Raw genomic sequence first — 19,229 nt, 5'->3', positions numbered from 1 at the left:
GCTGACCTGGCCTCCTACGGGGCGCTGGCGCCGTCGACGAGCGGCAGCCGGACGGCGACGGTCGTCCCGTGGCCTGGCTCGCTGACAAGCTCGAGCGCGCCGCCGACCGCCTCCACCCGGTCCACGACTCCGACGAGGCCGGTGCCGCGGTCGAGTCGCGCGCCGCCCGCACCGTTGTCACGGATGCTCAGCCGCAGTTCCGCGCCATCCGACGCCGCATCGATCCATGCGCGCGAGGCGCCGGCGTGCTTGTCGATGTTCGCGAGCGCCTCCGCGACGACGAAGTACGCCGTCGCCTCGACGAGTTCGGGCACCCGGCCGACGAGGTCCACCCGGACCTCGGTCGGCACCGAGCATCGGCCGGCGAGCTCGGGCAGCGCAAGCGGGAGCCCGCCCTGGGCGAGCAGACTCGGGTGGATCCCCTGCGCGAGCTCCCGAAGCTCTTTCAGCGCGGCGTTCAGCAACAGGATCTCCGCGTCGACCTCGTCGGCGATCGCGGGCATACCCCGGTCACGTGCCTGATCAGCTGTCCGGCGCAACCGCATGGCGAGTGAGACGAGCTGTTGCTGCGCACCGTCGTGCAGGTCGCGTTCGATGCGCCGCCGCGCCTCGTCCCCCGCTTCGACGATCCGCTGGCGGGATTCCCGCACGTGCGCCAGCGTGCGCTCGATCTCCGAACGGAGCCGCCCGTTGTCGACCGACAGCCTGAGCGCGCTCGAGACGCCGTCGAGCAAGCGCATGTTGTCCGTCAGCACTCGATCGTGTCGAATCAGCGCGATCGGCACCCCGAGCGGCGACGCCACCGGCAGCACGCTCTGGCTCCCCCGGGGATCGGCGTCCCCTTCTGGGATCGGCGCCCCCGAGGCATCCGCGTACACCCCACGCTCCTCGTCCCACCAGTACACCCGGACCGAGGCGTCTCGCAGCGTTCGGGCGAGCGATTCCGCCCAGAGGCCTCGGTCGGCGCCCTCCCGGGTGATCCGCATGAGGTCGGCGACGCGGGCCCGCATGTTGCGGGCGTGGGAGACTCCCGCGACGAAGCTCACCGGGATCGAGGCGATCGCGATGAGGGAGATGGTCGCGAGCATCTGATCGCCCCGCGCCTCCGCCGCGTAGCTCACCGCCTGCGCCGTGAGCGTCGTCGCCCACGCCAGCAGCGCGAGCGGCATGAGGAATGCGACGGTTCTCGCGGGGACGCTCCCGCGCATCCACCGGAACAGCAGCCGCACCGCGATGGCGAGCGCGAGGACGACGCCGATGATTCGGTACCCCACATCGATCGCTGCGAACAGTTCGGGGAGCGCGGCCACCCGGTACGGGTTCGGTGCGCTGCACGCGCAGACCCCGTCACCAGGCTCGGCGAGGAGGAGCACCGCGAGGAGGTTCACCGCCGAGCCGACAGCCGCGATGCCGACCACCCAGCGATCGAACCGCTCGCGCAGCACGCCGCGAGGATAGATGAGCACGATGATGCCGGTCACGACCGCCCAGCCGAGATCAACGCCGCGCACGATCGGCCAGAGCCACCCGACGCCGCCGATGACGGCATAGATCGATTGCGGGATCCACAGCACGACGAACGCGACCATCAGGCGCGCCGGCCAGCGGCTCTCACTGATGGCCCAGGCGACGCCGGCGCAGGCCGCGAAGACCAGCGGCACGAGCGCATGCAACGTCGCGTAGGACGTCTCCGGGCGCGCCTCAGCGGGTGTCGCCCAGTAGCCGGCGACCGCCATCGCCAGGCTCAAGCCGACGGCGATCGTGAGCGTGATCGTGCGCCGGACGATGCGGCCGTTGCGACCCGGCGCCATCATCTCGCCATCACCGTCCGCGTCGCCGTCACCCCGGACACCACGATCGGCGCAGTCACCGCACTCACCCGGTCACCGCCATCACCGTCGTCAGCATCTTCATCTTCGTCATCGTCTTCGCTGCCGAAGCAGGCGCAGCCAGGGCGACGCCCCGCTCACCGCTCGCCGAGGAGCGCGAGGACCGCGAGGACACGGCGATGGTGGTCGGGCGATTCCTCGAGGCCGAGTTTCTGCAGGATGCTCCGCACGTGCGTCTCGACCGTCTTCAGGCCGAGGAACAGTGCCTGCGCGATGCCGCCGTTCGAGTATCCCTGCGCCATGAGTTCCAGTACCGAGCGTTCACGCTCGGTCAACCGCGAGATCGGGTCGTCGACGCGGCTGCGCCCGACCAGTTGCTCGACGACCTCGGGATCGACGACGGAACCTCCCCCGGCAACCGTCTCGACCGCGCGAACGAGCGTCTGCGGCTGGGCGACGCGTTCCTTCAGGAGATACCCGGTGCCGCTGCCCGCGCCCATCACGCGCAGCGCGTACTCCGGGGTGGCATACATGGAGAGCAGGAGCACGCCGATCGTCGACCCGCCGGCGCGGATCCGTTCGAGCGCGACGACCCCCTCATCGCTGTGCCCGGGCGGCATGCGGATGTCGAGCACCGCAGCATCCACCGCGACTTCGTCGAGCACTGCGAGCAGCTCGTCGGCCGTCCCGACGGAGGCGACGACTTCGATCCCCGCGTCCTCGAGCACCTTCTGGATTCCCTCGCGGAGCAGCATCGCATCGTCCGCGATGACGACTCGCAGGGGCGTGGTCGAATCGCCCATTGCTCCTCCGTTCGACGGCGCTCGGGAGGCGCGGCCGTGGGCGGACACACCGCCCCGCTCACTGTATCGCGCTGGAAACGGCGGGGCAGGTCCCAATCCGGGGGTGCCGTCCGCTTCCCGATCGCCGCCCCGGCCGCACACCCCCGGGCCGCACACCCCCGGCCGCACGCCCCCGACCCCGCGCCCCGTACCACGCGCCCGCCTACCCACCCGCGCGTCCCTGACCCCGCGTCCGGCCGACCACCCCGGCGCTCTTCGCGCGAAGCCCCGTCCCCGTCTTCCCCGACGCCACCGCGCGTGCGGCAGCCTGCAGCCGCTCTCGCGACCCCGCGGACGACGAGGCGGGGCGGCCCGAGTGGACCGCCCCGCCTCTGTCATCCCGTCGTCACACCAGTGAGTCGCGCCACGCCGCGTGCAGGGCGGCGAAGCGCCCGTCCCCGCCGATGAGTTCGGCCGGCGAACCGTCCTCGACGATCCGCCCGTGCTCCATCACGAGCACACGATCGGCGATCGCGACCGTGGACAGTCGGTGCGCGATGATGATCGCGGTGCGATCGGCGAGGAGCTTCGTGAGTCCTTCCTGCACCAGCCGCTCGCTCGGGATGTCGAGCGAGCTCGTCGCCTCGTCGAGGATCAGCACCGCCGGGTTCGCGAGGAACGCCCGGGCGAACGAGATCAGCTGCCGCTGTCCCGCGCTCACCCGGCCGCCGCGCTTGTTCACGTCGGTGTCGTAGCCGTTCGGCAGTCCCTCGATGAACTCGTGCGCGCCGACCGCCTTCGCGGCGGCGACCACCTCGTCGAACGAGGCGTCCGGCTTCCCGAGCGCGATGTTGTCGGCGACCGACCCGGAGAACAGGTACGCCTCCTGCGTGACCATGACGATCGCGCGGCGCAGATCCTTCGGGTGCAGGGTGCGGAGGTCATGCTCGTCGAGCGTCACGGCACCGTCGCTCGGGTCGTAGAACCGGGCGATCAGCTTCGCGAGCGTCGACTTGCCGGCGCCGGTGGATCCGACGAGGGCGATCGTCTGCCCGGCGGGGATGTCGAGGTCGAAGCGCGGCAGCACGACCCGGTCCTTCGTGTACGCGAACTCGACGCCGTCGAAGCGCACGCGGCCGCTCGCGTTCCACAGGTCGACCGGTCGCTCGGGGTCTGGCACGCTCGGCTCCTCCTCCAGCACGCCCGAGATCTTCTCGAGCGCGCTCGCGGCGGACTGGTACCCGTTGTAGAACATCGCGAGATCTTCCATCGGGTCGAAGAAGCGCTTCGTGTACAGCACGGCCGCGAGCAGCACGCCGACCTGCAACGAGCCGTCGACCACGCGGAATCCGCCGAGCACGATCGTCGCGGCCACGGCGGTGTTGCCGATGAGCGCGAGCCCGGGGTTGAACACGGCGAACAGGCCGAGCACCTTCGCGTTGACATCGCGGTAGTCCTCGACGAGCGCTCCGAACTCCCGCTCGTTGCGCCGCTCCTTGCGGAACGCCTGCACCGCCCGGATGCCGGTCATCGTCTCCACGAACTGCACGATGAGGCGTGCCGAGGCGACGCGCGAGCGACGGAACAGCTGCTGCGATCGCAACTGGAACCACCGGGTCAGGATGCCGAGCGGCACCAGGGCGATGAGCAGCACCACGCCCGACGGCCAGTCGAGGATGATGAGCATCACCGCGGTGAACACCATGTACATGAGCCCGCGCACGAGCAGCGTGAGCCCCTCGTCCATGAGCTCCCGGATGGCGTCGAGGTCGCTCGTCTGGCGCGAGATGATCCGGCCCGAGGTGTACGACTCGTGGAACTCGAGCGAGAGCTTCTGCGTGTGCAGGAACACCCGCGTGCGCAGATCGATGAGCACGGCCTGGCTGATCCGCGCCGAGAGCCGGATGTAGACCGCGATGAGGAACGCGCCGACCAGGCCGGTGACCACGTACGCGGCGCCCGACAGTGCGGCCGGCCACCAGTTCTGCCCGATGAGGGCGGGGATGCCGGTGTCGATGCCGTAGGCGATGATCGCCGGGCCCGCGACCTGCGCGGCTGAAGACAGCATGACCGCGATGACGGTGAGCCACAGCGTGGGCCGCAGCGGATGCAGCAGGGAGCCGAGCAGACGCATCGAACGCCGGCGGATCTGCCGTGACTCGGCGCGCGTGTAGTGCTCGCGCTCTTCTCCCTGAACGCCGGTGACGCTCATCGGGCGACCTCCTCTCGATCGGTCTCGGGTTCTTCTTCCGGTTGCGCGAACGGGCCCGACGGGTCGCTCGCGGCGAGTTCCTCTTCTTCGAGGCTGGAGATGACGAAGCGGTAGTGCTCCGACTCCCGCAGCAGCTCGGAGTGGGTCCCGACGGCGGTGATCCGGCCGGCTTCGAGCAGCGCCACCCGGTCGGCCATCATGACCGTCGAGGGGCGGTGCGCGACGATGAGCGCGGTCGTGTCGGCGAGTACGCTGCGCAGCTCCTCCTCCACCTTCGCCTCGGTCGTGACGTCGAGCGCGGAGAGAGGGTCGTCGAGCACGAGCACCGCGGGCTTCGCCGCCACCGCACGGGCGAGGGCGAGGCGCTGACGCTGACCGCCGGAGAGGCTCATGCCTTCTTCGCCGACCTTCGTGTCGAGTCCTTCCGGCAGCTCGTACGCGAACCCGGCCTGCGCGATGCGCAGCGCCTCCTCGAGCACGCGCTGCGCCTCCGCCTGCACGGCCGGGTCGTCTCCGACGAGTTCCGGACGCCCGAGCAGCACGTTCTCCCGAACTGAGGCGCTGAACAGCGTGGCGTCCTCGAACGCCATCGCGATGTGCCGGCGCAGCTCCTCTCGGGTGAACGCGCGCACGTCGACGCCGTCGAGCGTGACGGCGCCGCCGGTCACGTCGTACAGCCGGGTGGCGAGCGCGGTCATCGTGGTCTTGCCACTGCCGGTGAGGCCGACGAGCGCCATGGTCTCGCCCGGCCGGACGACGAGCTCGACGTCGTCGAGCAAGTCGGGGAACCGCGACGGGGCGTCCTGGTAGCGGAAGTGCACGCCCTCGAACGCGAGCTCGCCGCGCGGACGCTCGAGCGTGCGCGGGGCCTCGGGGTCGAGGATGGTGTTCTCGCTGTCCATGATGTCGAAGAAGCGGTCGGTGGCGGTGCGCGCGTCGAGCGCGAACGCGAGCATGAAGCCGATCGACTCGATCGGCCAGGCGAGGACCGTCGCGGTCGCGAAGAACGCGACCAGTTCGCCGACCGTGAGCTGCCCGTTCGCGGCGAGCCAGATGCCGACGACGAGGCAGGCGCCGAGCGCGATGGCCGGGACGACCATGATCCACACCCAGATGTTCGCGTCGAGGCGCGCTTTCTCCATCTCGGTGCGGCGCAGCGACTCGGCCTGGGCCCGGAACGTCGACAGCGCGTGCTTGCCCCGCCCGAAGGCTTTCAGCACACGGATGCCGTGCACCGACTCCTCGACCGCGGTCGCGAGGTCGCCCTGCTGATCCTGGCTGAGGCGCGACTTCTCGGAGTACTCGCCTTCGAAGCGGTAGCCGGCCCACCAGAGCGGGAGGGAGCAGACGAGGAAAATCAGCCCGAGCAGCCAGTTCATGGACATGAGGATGCCGACGCCGACCACGATGATGACGAGGTTCGCGCCGGTCAGGACGAGTCCGAAGCTCAGCCAGCGGCGGATGAGGCTCAGGTCGCTGACTGCGCGGGAGAGCAGCTGTCCGCTCGGCCAGCGGTCGTGGAAGCTGACCGGGAGGTCCTGGAGCTTCGCGTAGAACGCGTCGCGCATGCGCGCCTCCACCTTGGTGCCCGGGCCGACGACGAGCCAGCGGCGGAGCGCGTAGAGGATCGACTCGATCGCCCCGAGCACGAAGACGAGGATCGCGAGCGGCCAGACGGCGGTCGCATCGCCGTCGGCGAGCGGGCCGTCGACGATCTGCTGCAGCACCTGCGGGATCGCGAGCGCGAAGAGCTGCGCGACGAGCGCGGCGCCCATGCTCAACGAGAATGCCGGGAGCGCGGGCCCGGCGAACTCGCGGAGGCGCCAGAGCGCGCGCACCGCGCCGAGGCGCGGCGCCTCGGCTGCGTGACCGGGCGGATGGGTGGGTGGGGTGGTCAAGGATGGCCCTTTCGGAACGGCGTGCTGCGGCAGTGCCGCGCACGCGGAGGCGTGCGGTGAGATGCGGATGGCGGACCGGTGCGTCGCGGCCGACGGGGCGGTGCCTGAGGCGGAACCGGGTCGTGGCGCCTGGAGCGGAGCCGGAACGCGGTGCCGGGAAGCGGGATCCGGGATGCTGGACGGCGAGGCTCGCAGCGGAGCTCGCGCGATCGGGGGCGCCCGGTACTGGTGGCCGCTGGAGCGGCAGTTCGGCCGGACCTCGTCCGGCGCGACGTGTCGGAGCTAGTGCTCCGGCGTGGCAGCGGGACGGCGCGGGGCGCGGATGCCAGCGCCAGCGACCGCGACCGAACGGGCGGAAGTGTGGGCTGTTGACATCGGGTCCTCCTGCGTCATCGTCTCGTGATCCATAGCCTGCCTCACTCGTGGTGCGACAGCCTTACAGACTATTCAGAGTTCGGAGTGGTACGCAAGTCCCCGGTGCGGGGTATGCTGTCCGAATTCGACGCCGGCGCACCGCTGCACCGATCGCCGCGGCGACCCGAACCCTGCATCGAGGAGGCTCCGCGCGTGGCATCGGCACGGCTGGCACTGGCTCGTGCCCGTGCGCGCTCCGGGGTGCTCGCCGGCGTCGCCGCCGTCGTCCTCGTGCTCGCCGGCGTCGGCACCGCGATCATCGATCAGACCGCCGGCGCCGCCGTCACCGGTCTCCGCGACCGCATCGGCGCCGTCGCGGGGGCCGACGGCGCCGTGCGCTGGGAGATCCGCCGCTCGATCGATCCGGAGGCGCAGGCGGAGGCGGGCGCCGAGGTGCTCGATCGGACGCTTCCCGCCGAGACGATCGAGTGGACCCGCTCGGCGGAGAGCTCCCCCGTCCCGACGGTCGACGGGGTCGATACCGTGTCCGAGGCCGGGCTCGTGCTCCTCGCAGACCCGGCGGCCGCCGAGCGGGCGCGACTCGTCGACGGCGCTTGGCCGGATGCCTCGAACGACCCCGCCGAGCCGGCACCGGAGACCGACGCCGACGCCGACGCCGGCGAGGCATCCGCCCCCATCCCGACGGCGGTGCACGCGGGCGCAGCGGACGCGCTCGGGCTCGCCGTCGGCGACACGGTCGAGCTCGCCGACCGCCGCCTGCAGGTCGTCGGCACCTGGCTGCCGGACGATGCCAGGGCGCCGGCCTGGTTCGGCGAACCGCTCATCGCCACCGGCTCGGCCGACGGAGCAGCGGGCCCCTTCCTCGTCGACGAGGACGCGCTCGACCGCCTGCCGGTCGCGGTTCGGGTGCGCTGGACGGCCACGCCGATCATCGACACGCTCACCCCGGACTCGGCACGTGCGCTGACCGCCGACATCGCACGCACGACGCCCGCCCTCGCCGCGCAGCCCGGCATCGGCGAAGACGGACTCAGCCAGCTCGGCGGCCTGCCCGCCACCATCGATGCGGCGACGACGGGGCTCGACGCAGTGCGCGCGATCACGCCGCTCCCGCTGCTGCTGCTCGCGGCCGCGGGCATCGCCGCCCTCGGCCGGCTCGGCACCCTGCTCGCCGGCGCCCGTCGCGGCGAGACCGTCCTGCTGCGCGCCCGTGGCGCGGCGACCCGGCAGCTCGTGGGGTGGCAGGCGGGCGAAGCCGCCGCCGTCGCCGCGCCCGCCGCCGTCGCCGGCGCCGCGGCGGGGGAACTCGCGCTGCTGCTGCTCCGCCCGGGCGAGCCGCGGTCGATGTGGATCGCTGCCGCGGTCGCCGCGGCTGCCGTGCTCGTCGCCGTCCTGCTGCTCGCAGGGAGCGCGTGGGGCGAGGCGCGGCGACCGGTGACCCGCTCGACCGGCGAGGACAGCGGCCGAGGCACCCGTGCGGCTGCGCTCGGCGGCACGGTGCTCGTGGCGGTCGCCGCTGCCGTCTCCCTCTGGCAGTTCCGGCTGTACGGTTCGCCGCTCGTCCGCACGGCTGCCGGCGGTACCGCGGTCGACCCGCTCGCCGTGCTCGCCCCCGTGCTCGTGCTGCTCGCCCTCGCGCTCGGCGCCCTCGCCTGCACGCCGTTCGTCTCCCGGCTGCTCGAGCGCGTCGCCTCGGCGCGGCCGGGGCTCGTGCCGTCGCTCCCCCTGCGGCAGCTGGCCCGTCGGGCGCCCATGTTCGCGGCCGCCTCCTTCACCGCCATGCTGGGTGTCGCGGGGATCGTGCTCACCGCGACCGTCGCCGGCAGCTGGCAGCGCTTCGACGCCGACGCCGCAGCCCTGGCGACGGGCGGGGAGGTCAGGGTGGTCGGCGCCGCGGATCCGACCGCCGCGGCCGACGCCGCCGCGGAACTGCCCGGGGCCGTCGTCGAGCCGGTGGTGCGGCGCGAGATCCGGGTCGGCCCGGAGACGGCGACGCTCATCGCCACCGGGCTCGATACCCTCCCGCAGGTGGCGCCGGGGCTCCCCGACGACGTCCATAGCGCGATCCGGGCGATCGACGCGGCGGATGCCTCGCTCCTCCCAGTCGCGATCGACGAGCAACTCGCCGCCGGCACGAGCGCGGCTCCCGGCGACCGCATCTCCCTCCGACTGGGCAGCGCCGACGGCACGATCGACGCGCAGGTCGCGGCGGTCGTGCAGGCCGTTCCCGGCGCTGGGGCGCTCGGCGTGCTCGCCGACCGCGCCGACCTCGACGCCGCGGTGGCCGACGCCGGCGCCCGCACGCCGAGCGCGGACGAGCTCTGGCTCGGTACTCCCGATCCGACCGCCGTCGTCGCCGCGTTCGACCGGGACCGCCCCGGGGGCGCAGTGGCGCTCGCCCGGGCCACCGCATCGACGGCGAACCTCGTCTCCCCCGCGATCACGGCCCTCTGGCTCGGGGCGATCGGCGCCCTCGCCGCCGCCCTCGCCGCCCTCATCGCCCTCGCCGCCGCGTTCGGTGCGTCCCGCCGTGGCGAGGTACTCGTGCTGCGAGCCCTCGGCGCACCGGCCGCGATGCAAGGGCGGGCGCGCTTCGCCGAGCTCGCCGCGGCCGTCGGCACCGCGATGGTGCTCGGTGCCGCGATCGGCGCCGTCGCCGCGTGGGCGACCGCGGCGGAGCTCGCGCGCGCCGCCGTGCCCGCTGCTCCGGCCGCGCTCACCCCGACGCTCGCGATCGAGTGGTGGCCGCTCGCGGCGGCGCTCGCCGCGTTCGCGCTGGCGACGGCCGCGGTGGCGCTGCTCTCGGCCCACACCGTCACCGCCGCCGCCGGACGCCCCGGACGGGAGGAGGTGCGATGAGCAGGCACTCCCGGCTGTCCTCCGCTGGCCTCGTCGGCCGGCAGTTCCAGGCCTCCCCCACCGCGTCGATCCTGCTGGCCGTGCTCGTCACCGTCGCCGCCTTCGCCGCGGTGGCGCTGCCCCGGGCGATCACCGCACTGCACACGGAGTCGCTGCGGCAGTCGATGGCGGCCGCCGAACCGCGGGAGCTCGACCTGACCGCGTCGACCAGGAATCGCCCCCCGGTCGGACCGGGCGAGTCGACCCTCCCCGAGGACGTCGCCGCCGTCTGGGGCTCGCAGGCGGAGCAGGCCGAGCAGATCCGTCAGCGGCTGCCCGACGAGCTGCGCGCCGTCCTCGGCCCGCCGAGCGCCGCCGTCGTCGGCGACCCGGTCGTCGCCACCACCGCGGACCAGAGCCTCGGCAGCACGATCTACCGTGTCCAGCCGGGCTTCGATCCGCGACTGCGCGAGCATGCCGAGCTGAGCGAGGGCGACTGGCCGGCCGCCTTCGACGGCGCCGTCCCCGGCGAGGAGCCGATGGAGATCGTGCTCTCCGTCCCCGTCGCCGAGCGGCTGGAGTGGGCCGTCGGCGAGACCCGCACCATCGACTTCCCGACCGGCCGGGTGCCGGCGGTCGTCACCGGCACGTACACCGCGGTCGACCCCGCCGATCCGTTCTGGAGTCACGTGCCGACGGCGCTGCGCGCGAACCGGGAGGAGGTCGGCCTCAGCCCGCCGATCATCACGGGCGTCGCGATGCTCGATCCGAGCTCGTGGGAGACGGTTCAGTCGGTCTCGCTCCCGATCGAGCTCCAGGTGTGGTTCCCGCTCGAGTACGGGGAGGTCCGGGCCGAGCAGGTGACGACGCTCATCGACCAGCTCGGCGAGGTCGAGTCCCGCGTCGAGCCGCTCGACCAGAGCGCCGAGACGCTCTCCTTCCGCACCGCCGACAGCATCACCTTCCGCAGCGGCCTGCGCGAGGTGCTGATCCAGGCGCGCAGCGAGGCCGTCGCGGTCGACGCCGTGCTCGCGACCGTCGCCTCCGGCCCGATCGGCGTCACCGTCGCGGTGCTGGTGCTCGGCGCGCTCGTGGTGTTCGAACGCCGTCGCACGGGCCTCGAGCTTGCCGCGGCACGCGGCGGATCCACCGCCCAGCTGCGCGCTGTCCTCGGCGCCGAAGGGGCGATCATCGGGCTGCCCGGGCTGCTCGTCGGCGGCATCGCCGGCATCCTCGCCGTGAGCTCCGAGGCGGGCAGCGGCGGCTGGTGGCTCGCCGCCGCCTTCGCACTCGCCCCCGGGGTCCTGCTCGCCGCCTCGGCCGGGCAGCTGAGCCCGTTGCGTCGTGCCAGGGCCGATCTGGGCGGCGTCGCGGCGCGAGGCCGCTGGATCGCCGAGCTGGCCGTGACGCTCGTCGCCGCCACCGCCGTCGTGCTGCTGTTCCGTCGCGGGCTGGCGGGGACCGACCCGACGGGCCCGGCGAGCGTCGACCCGCTGCTCGCGGCGGTGCCGCTCCTGCTCGCCCTCGTGGTCTGCATCATCGTGCTCCGCGTCTACCCGCTGCCGCTGCGCCGCCTGGTGACCGTGCTCGAGCGTCGTCGCTCGCTCGTGGCCTTCCTCGGGGCAGCCCGCGCGCTGCGCGACCCGTCCGCCGGGCTCGTCCCGGTGCTCGCGGTCGTCGTCGGCGTCGCGGTCGCGGTGTTCTCCGCCGTGCTGCTCGGCACGGTCCGGGGCGGGATCGAGCGTTCGGCCGACGTCCAGGTCGGGGCCGATGTCCAACTGCACGCGGGCCCGTTGACGACCGCGCAGCTCGACGAGCTCCGCGCGATCGACGGGGTCGAAGCCATCGCGCCCGTGTACTCCACGAGCTCCGCCCCGCTCGAGGTCGACGGTCAGCGCCGTCCGACGACGGTCGTCGTCGTGGATATCGCCGAGATGACCGCCGTCCAGGAGGGCCGCAGCGGGGTCGTGCCGCTCCCGGCGGTCCTCGGTGCCGGCGACGCCGCCGACCGCCCGGTACCGGTGCTCGCCTCCGGCGCGCTCGCTGCTCGGCTCGCCGACAGCGACCGGGTCCGGCTCGACGGGCAGGAGATCGACGTCGTCGACGGCATCACCGCCGAGACGGCGGTCACCCCGCGACGCGACTGGCTGCTCATCGATCGGTCGAAGGCACGACCGTTCACCGACACGCTCGTCCCGCGCACCGTGCTCCTCCGGGTCACGCCCGACACCTCCGCCGAGACGGTGGCGGACGCCGCGGTCGCGATCGCCGGCGAGGAGGCGACCGCCGAGACGCCGGACTCCATGGCCACTTCGCTGTCGGAGAGTCCGGCCGCCCGGGGGCTGATGATCGCGCTCGCGATCGCGATCGTGCTCACGAGCCTCGCAACAGCGCTCGCGATCGTGCTGACGCTCGTCGTCGGCCGCCCCGCGCGTGAGCGACTGCTCCCGCTGCTGTCGACGCTCGGCCTGCGCCGGCGCGAGGAGCGCGCCCTCGTCGCCTGGGAGATCGGCCCGGTCGTCGTCGCGGCCGTCGTCGCCGGCGCCGCGCTCGGACTGCTGCTGCCGGCGGTCGTGCTGCCCGCGATCAACATCGCGGCGTTCACCGGCGCCGTCGTGCAGCCGCCCATCTCGATCGATCCGCTGCTGGTGGGCGGTGTGCTCGTCGGCGCGATCGCCGTCTCCGCGATCGGCGCCTGGGTCGCGGCGAGCATCGGAGGCCGGGTGGATGCCGCCCGAGCGCTCCGCAAGGAGGAGGAATCATGACCGATCTCGCCGAACCGCACATCCTCTGCGTCGACCTCGTGCGCATCTTCAGCGCCGACGGCGTCGAGGTGCAGGCGTTGCAGGGGCTGAATCTCCGGGTCGAGGCGGCCGAGATGGTCGCCGTGGTCGGCGCGTCGGGATCGGGTAAGTCGACGCTGCTGACGATCCTCTCGGGACTCGACACCGCGACCGCGGGCGTGGCGCGCGTCGCCGGTCACGACCTGCTGACGATGGGCGGACGTGAACGCGTCGGGTACCAGCGCCGGACGGTGGGCTTCATCTGGCAGCAGACCTCGCGCAACCTGCTGCCGTACCTCACGGCCGCCGAGAACCTGGCGCTCGCGATCAACGTCGCGGGCACCGTCAAGGGCGGCGCACGGGCAGCGCGCATCGGCGAGCTCCTCGAGCTGCTCGAGGTCGCGGAGTTCGCCGACCGGCGCCCGGGCGAGCTGTCCGGCGGTCAGCAGCAGCGGGTGGCGATCGCCGTCGCCCTCGCGAACGCGCCACGGGTGCTGCTCGCCGACGAGCCGACGGGCGAGCTCGACGAGGCCACGAGCGCGTCGGTCCTGGAGGCGATGCGCCGCGTGAACGAGGAGCTCGGCGTCACGACGCTCATCGTCACGCACGACCCGACGGTCTCCGAACACGTACGTCGCACCGTGCAGATCCGCGACGGACGCACGTCCACCGAGGTGCTGCGCTCGACACGGCTCGACGAGCACGGCGCCGAGCAGGCCGTGGCGGAGGAGTTCGCGGTGCTCGACCGAGTCGGGCGGCTGCAGCTCCCCCACGACTTCGTCGCCTCGCTCGAACTGCGCGAGCGCGTCCGGCTCGCGCTCGAACCCGACCATGTGGGCGTCTGGCCCGGGCACGAGGGCGCCCCGCCGCCACGGCCCCGCGAGGCGGCGCCTGCCCAGGGCCCGGTGCCATCCGCGACCCCGTCGGCTGCGCCGTCCGCTGACGACGCCCCTCGCCGCCGCGGGCGGCACGCCGCGCCCGACCCCGCCGCCGGCGACCGGCCGGCCCCGGACGGAGGAGCCGCATGACCGCCACCCTGCGCGCCGAGTCGATCACCCGCACCTTCTCGGGTCGGGCCGGCGAGGTGCACGCCGTGCGCGAGGTCTCCCTCGAGGTCCGCCCAGGCGAGCTCCTCGTCGTGACCGGCTCCTCGGGGGCCGGCAAGACGACGCTGCTGAACCTCCTCGGCGGCCTCGACCGCCCGGACTCGGGCCGGGTGCACCTCGGCGAACTCGAGCTCTCGGCGCTCGACGAGGCGTCCCTCGCGGAGGTGCGGCGCGATCGCCTCGGCTACGTCTTCCAGTCCTTCGGGCTGATCCCCGTGCTCTCCGCGGCCGAGAACGTCTCGGTCCCGCTCCGGCTGCAGCGCGTCGATCCCGCCGAACGCGAGCAGCGCGTCGCCGAGGCGCTCCGCCTGGTCGGCCTGGCCGAGCACGCCGCACAGCGCCCGTACGAGCTCTCGGGCGGTCAGCAGCAGCGCGTGGGCATCGCCAGGGCGCTCGTCGCCCGTCCGCAGCTGCTGCTCGCCGACGAGCCGACCGGGCAGCTCGACAGCGGCACGGCGGCACAGGTGATGGACCTCATCGGCGAGCTCGTCCACGAGCACGGCGTCGCCGCGGTCGTGACCACCCACGATCCCTCGCTCGTGAAGCGGGCCGATCACCTGCTGGAGCTGCACGACGGCGTCGGGACCGCTCGCCCGGCGCCGGGGCTCAGCGCACCCGCACCGACAGACAGGTGACGCAGCCCTCGAGCTTCTCGAACTCGCTGATATCGACGGTCAGCACGCGGTAGCCGAGGCCGGACAGGAGCTCGGCGGTCTCCGGCGCGGCCGCCGACATCAGCAGCGTGTCGTCGGAGAGCAGCACGACGGCGACGCCCTCGCGCTCGGGAACCGGCAGGAAACGCGGGAACAGGCTCGGTGCATCGACGAGCTCCGGGTGCCCGATGACGGTGCCGTCGGGGAGCGCGGTGACCGCGCTCTTCAGATGCAGGGCCCGGGTCACGGGCACCGCGACGACCGTGTAGTCGCGGCCTCCGAGCAGCGTTCGGAGCTGGCGGATGCCCTCGGCATTCGTTCGGCTCGAGGCGCCGACGTAGACGGTGCGACCCACTTTCAGCACATCGCCGCCCTCGAGCGTGCCCGGCGCCTCGATGCGGGCGAGCTCGAGACCGGGCAGGTCGCGGACGCTCCGCTCGACTCCGTCGGTCTCGCCTCGCCGGGAGGCGGCGCCCGGGCTCGTGATGACCGCCAGATCGTCGAAGAGCACGACGGTGTCCTCGACGAAGACCGAATCGGCGAGCTCCGGTGCGGCGTCGACCTCGACGGTCTCCCACCCCTCCGCGACGAGCGTGGCGCAGTAGTTGTCCCACTGCTCGTCGGCCTTGGCCTGATCGATCGGCAGCCGCTCGAGGTGGGTGAGCTCGCCGTCGGCGAGGTTCGAGGCGGGGATGCGGACGAGGGCGATGCGCCGAGGCATCCGCTCCGGCTGGTAGGACTGGATGGCGCGGGCCACGAACGGCGCGAGCCAGAGCTCCCCGAGGGTCACGAGCAGCACGAACACGAGGTTCAGGCTCACGAGCGACCCGACGACGAAGAGGAACAGCTCCCCCGAGATGCCCCGACCGGTGGCGAGCACCGTGACCGTGGTCGCGAGGATCGCGGCGAGCACGGCGGCGGCGAAGCCCGAGATGAGGGCGAGGAACCAGGTGCGCAGGGCGCCGGCGGCGTTCGAGATCGCGAGCAGCGCGGCGGCGAAGAATCCGGCGAGCGCGAAGTGCCCCGTCAGTTGCACGAACACCTCGGGCGTGTGCCCGTTGCCGATGAAGAAGGCGAGCAGGGCTCCGAGGAAGCCGAGGCCGCCCACGGCCGCGGCGGATCCGAGCACCGCGAGCACCTGGCGTCCACCGCCGGTGCGGCGCACGGGCGCGGGTCTCGCGGGGGGCTCGGCTGGGTCGCCGCTCGTTTCGGCGGCGGGGTCGGCTGGCGCGGGGGACGTCATGGTCATCGAGCCTAGTGGTCGAGCGACCGCGGGCGGGGCGTCGCCGCCACCGCCCGCGACCGCTCGGTCGGAGGGTCGTTCCGCGCGGGTCAGCCGGCGGCCTGCAGCCGGGCGAGCGCGAGTCGTTCGGCGGCTTCGAGGGTCGTCATGCCCGAGGCATCCGCTTCCCGCAGGATCGCACCGATGGTGTCGCCGATCCCGGCGATGCGCGCGTCGAGCTCCGCTGCGGTGACGTCGGGGGTCGAGGCGAGGTCGAGGTAGACGACGCCGCCGGCGTTCACGACGAAGTCCGGTGCCCACGCGATGCCGCGCTCGCGGAGGCGGTCCGCGACCCCGCGCGCCGCGAGCTGGTTGTTCGCCGCCCCCACGACGGCCCGCACCCGCAGCTCGGTGACGACCTGACCGGTGAGCACCCCGCCGAGCCCGCACGGCACGAAGACGTCGGCCTCGACGAGGTGCGCCTCGGCGGGCGCGACCCAGGCGGCGCCGAGCTCCTCGGCGAGTGCCCGCTTGCCTTCGAAGACGTCGGTCACGGTGAGCCGCGCACCGCGGGCGGCCAGCATCCGGGCGAGTCGTCCGCCGACCTGCCCGAGTCCGGCGACCACGAAGTGCCGGCCTGCGGGATCGGCGGAGCCGAAGACGTGCTCGAGGGTGGCGAGCATGCCGGCGAAGACGCCGGCGGCGGTCGCGTCGGCGGGCTCGCCCACACCGCCGGCCTCGGCGGGCAGACCGCAGACGTGCTCGGTGCGCTCGTGCACCACGGCCATGAGCTCGGCGCTCGTGCCGACGTCCTCGGCGGTCATGTAGGCGCCGCCGAGGGACTCGACCGCGTCGCCGAGGTCGAGCATGGCGTCGCGGCGGGCGGCGTCGTCGAGCTCGACCCCCGCCGGGATGGCGACGACCGACTTGCCGCCACCGCGGGCGAGCCCGGCTGCGGCGTTCTTCATCGTCATGGCCTGGGAGAGCCGCAGCGCGTCGCCGAGCGCATCGGTCCAGTGCTCGTACCGCCAGAGCCGGGCCCCGCCGAGCGCCTGGCCGAGCACCGTGGAGTGCACGGCGACGATGATGGTGAGCCCGGATCGCGGCCCGCGGGTGATGAGCACCCGTTCATGATCGGGGGCCGCTTGGGGCAGCTGGACGTGGACCTCGGTCGCGGGTGCGGCCGGTGCAGGGGTGATCGACATCGATCGGTTCTCCTTGACTCTGACGCCTCGTGGGCATGCTGGTGCGAGCGCCTCGTGAGCGCCCGTCGCTCCAGCGTACCGCCCGGCGAACGGCCCCGGGATCGGGGACCGCAGCGCGCGAGGGTCAGTGGAAGAAGTGCCGCTCCCCGGTGAAGTACATGGTGACGCCGGCGGCCTTCGCCGCGGCGACGACCTCCTCGTCGCGCACCGATCCGCCGGGCTGCACGACGGCCTTCACGCCGGCGTCGAGCAGGATCTGCAGCCCGTCGGCGAAGGGGAAGAAGGCGTCGGAGGCGGCGACCGACCCGGCCGCGCGCTCCCCGGCGCGCTCGACGGCGAGCCGGCAGGAGTCGACCCGGTTGACCTGCCCCATGCCGACGCCGACGGAGGCACCGCCGGACGCGAGCAGGATCGCGTTGGATTTCACGGCCCGGCTCGCGGTCCAGGCGAAGGCCAGGTCGGCGAGCGTGGCCTCGTCGGCGGGCTCGCCGGCCACGAGCCTCCAGTCGGCCGGCGCGGCGAAGGAGCGGTCGGCCTCCTGCAGCAGCATGCCGCCGGAGACCTGCTTCAGCTCGACCGCGGTGGCGGCGAAGCCCTCGGGCAGCGTGAGCAGGCGGAGGTTCTTCTTCTGGCTGAGCAGCTCGACCGCCTCGGCCTCGAACGCCGGCGCGACGAGCACCTCGGTGAAGATGCCGGCGACGGTCTCGGCCATCTCGCGCGTGACGGTGCGGTTCGCGGCGATGACGCCGCCGAAGGCCGAGACGGGATCGCACTCGTGCGCCCGGCGGTGGGCGTCGGCGATCGGGTCGGCGACGCCGGGCGCCGCGACGGCGATGCCGCAGGGGTTCGCGTGCTTGATGATCGCGACCGCCGGCTCGTCGAAGTCGAAGGCGGCGCGCACGGCCGCATCGGCGTCGACGTAGTTGTTGTAGCTCATCTCCTTGCCGTGCAGTTGCACGGCCTGGGCGATACCGGGACGGCCGCCGTTCGTCGCGAAGATCGCGGCGCGCTGGTGGCTGTTCTCGCCGTAGCGGAGGTCGGCCTGCTTCTGCCATGTGCCGCCCACCCAGGCGGAGAACGGGGACACCGAGGCCTCCTGGTCGGGCGCGACGACGCTGCCGATCCAGCTCGCGACCGCGACGTCGTACGTGGCGGTGTGCCGGAAGGCCTCGCGAGCGAGCTCCTGGCGCTGGGCCAGTGTGGTGCCACCCGCCGCGACCGCCGCGACGAGCTCCTCGTAGCGGTCGGGCGAGACGACCACGGCGACGTTCGCGTGGTTCTTCGCCGAGGCGCGCACCATCGCCGGGCCGCCGATGTCGATCTGCTCGACGACCGCGGCGGGCTCGGCGCCCGAGGCGACGGTCTCGACGAAGGGGTAGAGGTTCACGACGACGAGCTCGAACGGCGCGATGCCGAGCCCCGCGAGCTCCCGCTCGTGGTGCTCGAGGCGGAGGTCGGCGAGCAGGCCCGAGTGCACGGCGGGATGGAGGGTGCGCACCCGACCGTCGAGGTGCTCGGGGTAGCCCGTCACCTCGGCGATCTGCGTCACCGGCAGGCCGGCGTCCGCGATCGCCTTCGCGGTGCCGCCGGTCGAGACGATCTCGACGCCCGCCTCGACGAGCGCCGAGGCGAGCTCGGCGAGCCGGCGCTTGTCGCTCACGGCGATGAGGGCACGGCGCACGGGCACGACGTCCCGCTCGCGGTACAGGCTGGGGTCGATGGCGGGGCCGCTCATGATCGCGCGAGGTCCTTCAGATCGAGGTGGGCGTTGGCGATGTCGAGCACAGCCTCGATGAGGAGACGGCGTTCGACGGGTTTGATGCGCTCGTGCAGGCTGGCCTCGGTGTCGCCGGGCAGCACGGGCACGCGTTCCTGGGCGATGATCGGACCGCCGTCGACGGAGTCGTCGACGACGATGAGGCTCGCGCCCGTCTGGGTGGCGCCGGCGGCGATCGCGTCGCGCACGGCGTGGGCGCCCGGGAACTCGGGCAGGTACGCGGGGTGGGTGTTGATGAGCTGCGGCGAGAAGGCGCGAACCACGGTGGGCGGCACGAGTCGCATGAGGCCGGACAGCACGACGAGCTCGGCGTCCCAGCGGCGCACCTCGTCGATGAGCGCCTCGCCCCAGGCGTCGCGGCTCTCGTAGGCCGTGAACGGCACGGTGAAGGTCGGGATGCCGAACTCCTCGCCGAGCGCGAGCCCGTCGGCCTCGCGGTCGGCGCCGATCGCGACGACCCGGGCGGGGAACTCGGCATCGCGGGAGGCTTCGAGCAGCGCGCGGAGGTTCGAGCCGCCGCCGGAGATGAGCACGACGAGCTTCAGCACG

12 protein-coding genes are annotated in these 19,229 nt (G+C 73.3%); 4 read left to right on the top strand and 8 right to left on the bottom strand.

All coding sequences use genetic code 11. The features are described 5' to 3' along the window. Window positions 1–14: 14 nt before the first annotated feature. The 4 genes from M3147_RS00695 to M3147_RS00680 all read right to left on the bottom strand — a co-directional run bounded on the left by M3147_RS00695 (window position 15) and on the right by M3147_RS00680 (window position 6,598). Entirely contained in the window at window positions 15–1,814 is a 1,800-nt protein-coding gene (locus M3147_RS00695) for a sensor histidine kinase (RefSeq protein ID WP_251201617.1), read from the bottom strand. A gap of 152 nt (window positions 1,815–1,966) precedes the next feature. Further along, complete coding sequence (locus tag M3147_RS00690) at window positions 1,967–2,632, bottom strand: response regulator transcription factor (protein WP_251201616.1); 666 nt, start codon at window positions 2,630–2,632, stop codon at window positions 1,967–1,969. Between the two features lie 385 nt (window positions 2,633–3,017). Continuing rightward, window positions 3,018–4,823, bottom strand: a complete 1,806-nt coding sequence (locus M3147_RS00685) for an ABC transporter ATP-binding protein (RefSeq protein ID WP_251201615.1) — start codon at window positions 4,821–4,823, stop codon at window positions 3,018–3,020. Further along, complete coding sequence (locus tag M3147_RS00680; protein ID WP_251202125.1) at window positions 4,820–6,598, bottom strand: ABC transporter ATP-binding protein; 1,779 nt, start codon at window positions 6,596–6,598, stop codon at window positions 4,820–4,822. The genes M3147_RS00685 and M3147_RS00680 overlap by 4 nt, the downstream gene beginning before the upstream one ends. A gap of 690 nt (window positions 6,599–7,288) precedes the next feature. On the opposite strand from M3147_RS00680, the gene M3147_RS00675 reads away from it, so the two are divergent. Genes M3147_RS00675 through M3147_RS00660 form a run of 4 tightly spaced genes read left to right on the top strand, consistent with a single transcriptional unit; the run spans window position 7,289 to window position 14,458 of the window. Then, window positions 7,289–9,955, top strand: a complete 2,667-nt coding sequence (locus M3147_RS00675) for a hypothetical protein (protein ID WP_251201614.1) — start codon at window positions 7,289–7,291, stop codon at window positions 9,953–9,955. Beyond that, the gene (locus tag M3147_RS00670; protein ID WP_251201613.1) at window positions 9,952–12,699 is read left to right on the top strand and encodes an FtsX-like permease family protein; all 2,748 of its coding nucleotides are present in this window, start codon (window positions 9,952–9,954) and stop codon (window positions 12,697–12,699) included. Before M3147_RS00675 ends, M3147_RS00670 begins: the two co-directional genes overlap by 4 nt. After that, window positions 12,696–13,745, top strand: coding sequence for an ABC transporter ATP-binding protein (locus M3147_RS00665; protein WP_251201612.1), 1,050 nt, complete (start codon window positions 12,696–12,698; stop codon window positions 13,743–13,745). Before M3147_RS00670 ends, M3147_RS00665 begins: the two co-directional genes overlap by 4 nt. After that, a complete protein-coding gene (locus M3147_RS00660) occupies window positions 13,742–14,458 on the top strand; it encodes an ABC transporter ATP-binding protein (RefSeq protein WP_251201611.1) in 717 nt (238 codons plus the stop codon). Before M3147_RS00665 ends, M3147_RS00660 begins: the two co-directional genes overlap by 4 nt. Here M3147_RS00660 and ddaH read toward each other — a convergent pair. The 4 genes from ddaH to purN all read right to left on the bottom strand — a co-directional run bounded on the left by ddaH (window position 14,430) and on the right by purN (window position 19,228). Then, entirely contained in the window at window positions 14,430–15,719 is a 1,290-nt protein-coding gene (gene ddaH, locus M3147_RS19225) for a dimethylargininase (protein WP_285872731.1), read from the bottom strand. The genes M3147_RS00660 and ddaH overlap by 29 nt on opposite strands. A gap of 89 nt (window positions 15,720–15,808) precedes the next feature. Continuing rightward, a complete protein-coding gene (locus tag M3147_RS00650; RefSeq protein WP_251201610.1) occupies window positions 15,809–16,903 on the bottom strand; it encodes a Glu/Leu/Phe/Val dehydrogenase family protein in 1,095 nt (364 codons plus the stop codon). 124 nt (window positions 16,904–17,027) lie between these two features. Then, on the bottom strand, window positions 17,028–18,638 hold the full coding sequence (gene purH, locus M3147_RS00645) for a bifunctional phosphoribosylaminoimidazolecarboxamide formyltransferase/IMP cyclohydrolase (protein WP_251201609.1): 1,611 nt from the start codon (window positions 18,636–18,638) through the stop codon (window positions 17,028–17,030). Beyond that, window positions 18,635–19,228, bottom strand: a complete 594-nt coding sequence (gene purN / locus M3147_RS00640) for a phosphoribosylglycinamide formyltransferase (RefSeq protein WP_251201608.1) — start codon at window positions 19,226–19,228, stop codon at window positions 18,635–18,637. The genes purH and purN overlap by 4 nt, the downstream gene beginning before the upstream one ends. Between the last annotated feature and the right edge of the window lies 1 nt (window position 19,229).

This window comes from Agromyces mediolanus (assembly GCF_023715325.1).
GTDB classification, from domain to species: domain Bacteria; phylum Actinomycetota; class Actinomycetes; order Actinomycetales; family Microbacteriaceae; genus Agromyces; species Agromyces mediolanus_A.
Note: the sequence above shows the minus strand (reverse complement) of the source record. Positions and strands in the feature narration are given on the sequence as shown.

Excerpts from the sequence above, each read along its gene's own strand:
- M3147_RS00695 (WP_251201617.1), bottom strand. The coding sequence starts at position 1,814 with ATGATGGCGCCGGGTCGCAACGGCCGCATCGTCCGGCGCACGATCACG.
- M3147_RS00690 (WP_251201616.1), bottom strand. The coding sequence starts at position 2,632 with ATGGGCGATTCGACCACGCCCCTGCGAGTCGTCATCGCGGACGATGCG.
- M3147_RS00685 (WP_251201615.1), bottom strand. The coding sequence starts at position 4,823 with ATGAGCGTCACCGGCGTTCAGGGAGAAGAGCGCGAGCACTACACGCGC.
- M3147_RS00680 (WP_251202125.1), bottom strand. The coding sequence starts at position 6,598 with ATGGGCGCCGCGCTCGTCGCGCAGCTCTTCGCGCTCGCGATCCCGCAG.
- M3147_RS00670 (WP_251201613.1), top strand. The coding sequence starts at position 9,952 with ATGAGCAGGCACTCCCGGCTGTCCTCCGCTGGCCTCGTCGGCCGGCAG.
- M3147_RS00665 (WP_251201612.1), top strand. The coding sequence starts at position 12,696 with ATGACCGATCTCGCCGAACCGCACATCCTCTGCGTCGACCTCGTGCGC.
- M3147_RS00660 (WP_251201611.1), top strand. The coding sequence starts at position 13,742 with ATGACCGCCACCCTGCGCGCCGAGTCGATCACCCGCACCTTCTCGGGT.
- ddaH (WP_285872731.1), bottom strand. The coding sequence starts at position 15,719 with ATGACGTCCCCCGCGCCAGCCGACCCCGCCGCCGAAACGAGCGGCGAC.
- M3147_RS00650 (WP_251201610.1), bottom strand. The coding sequence starts at position 16,903 with ATGTCGATCACCCCTGCACCGGCCGCACCCGCGACCGAGGTCCACGTC.
- purH (WP_251201609.1), bottom strand. The coding sequence starts at position 18,638 with ATGAGCGGCCCCGCCATCGACCCCAGCCTGTACCGCGAGCGGGACGTC.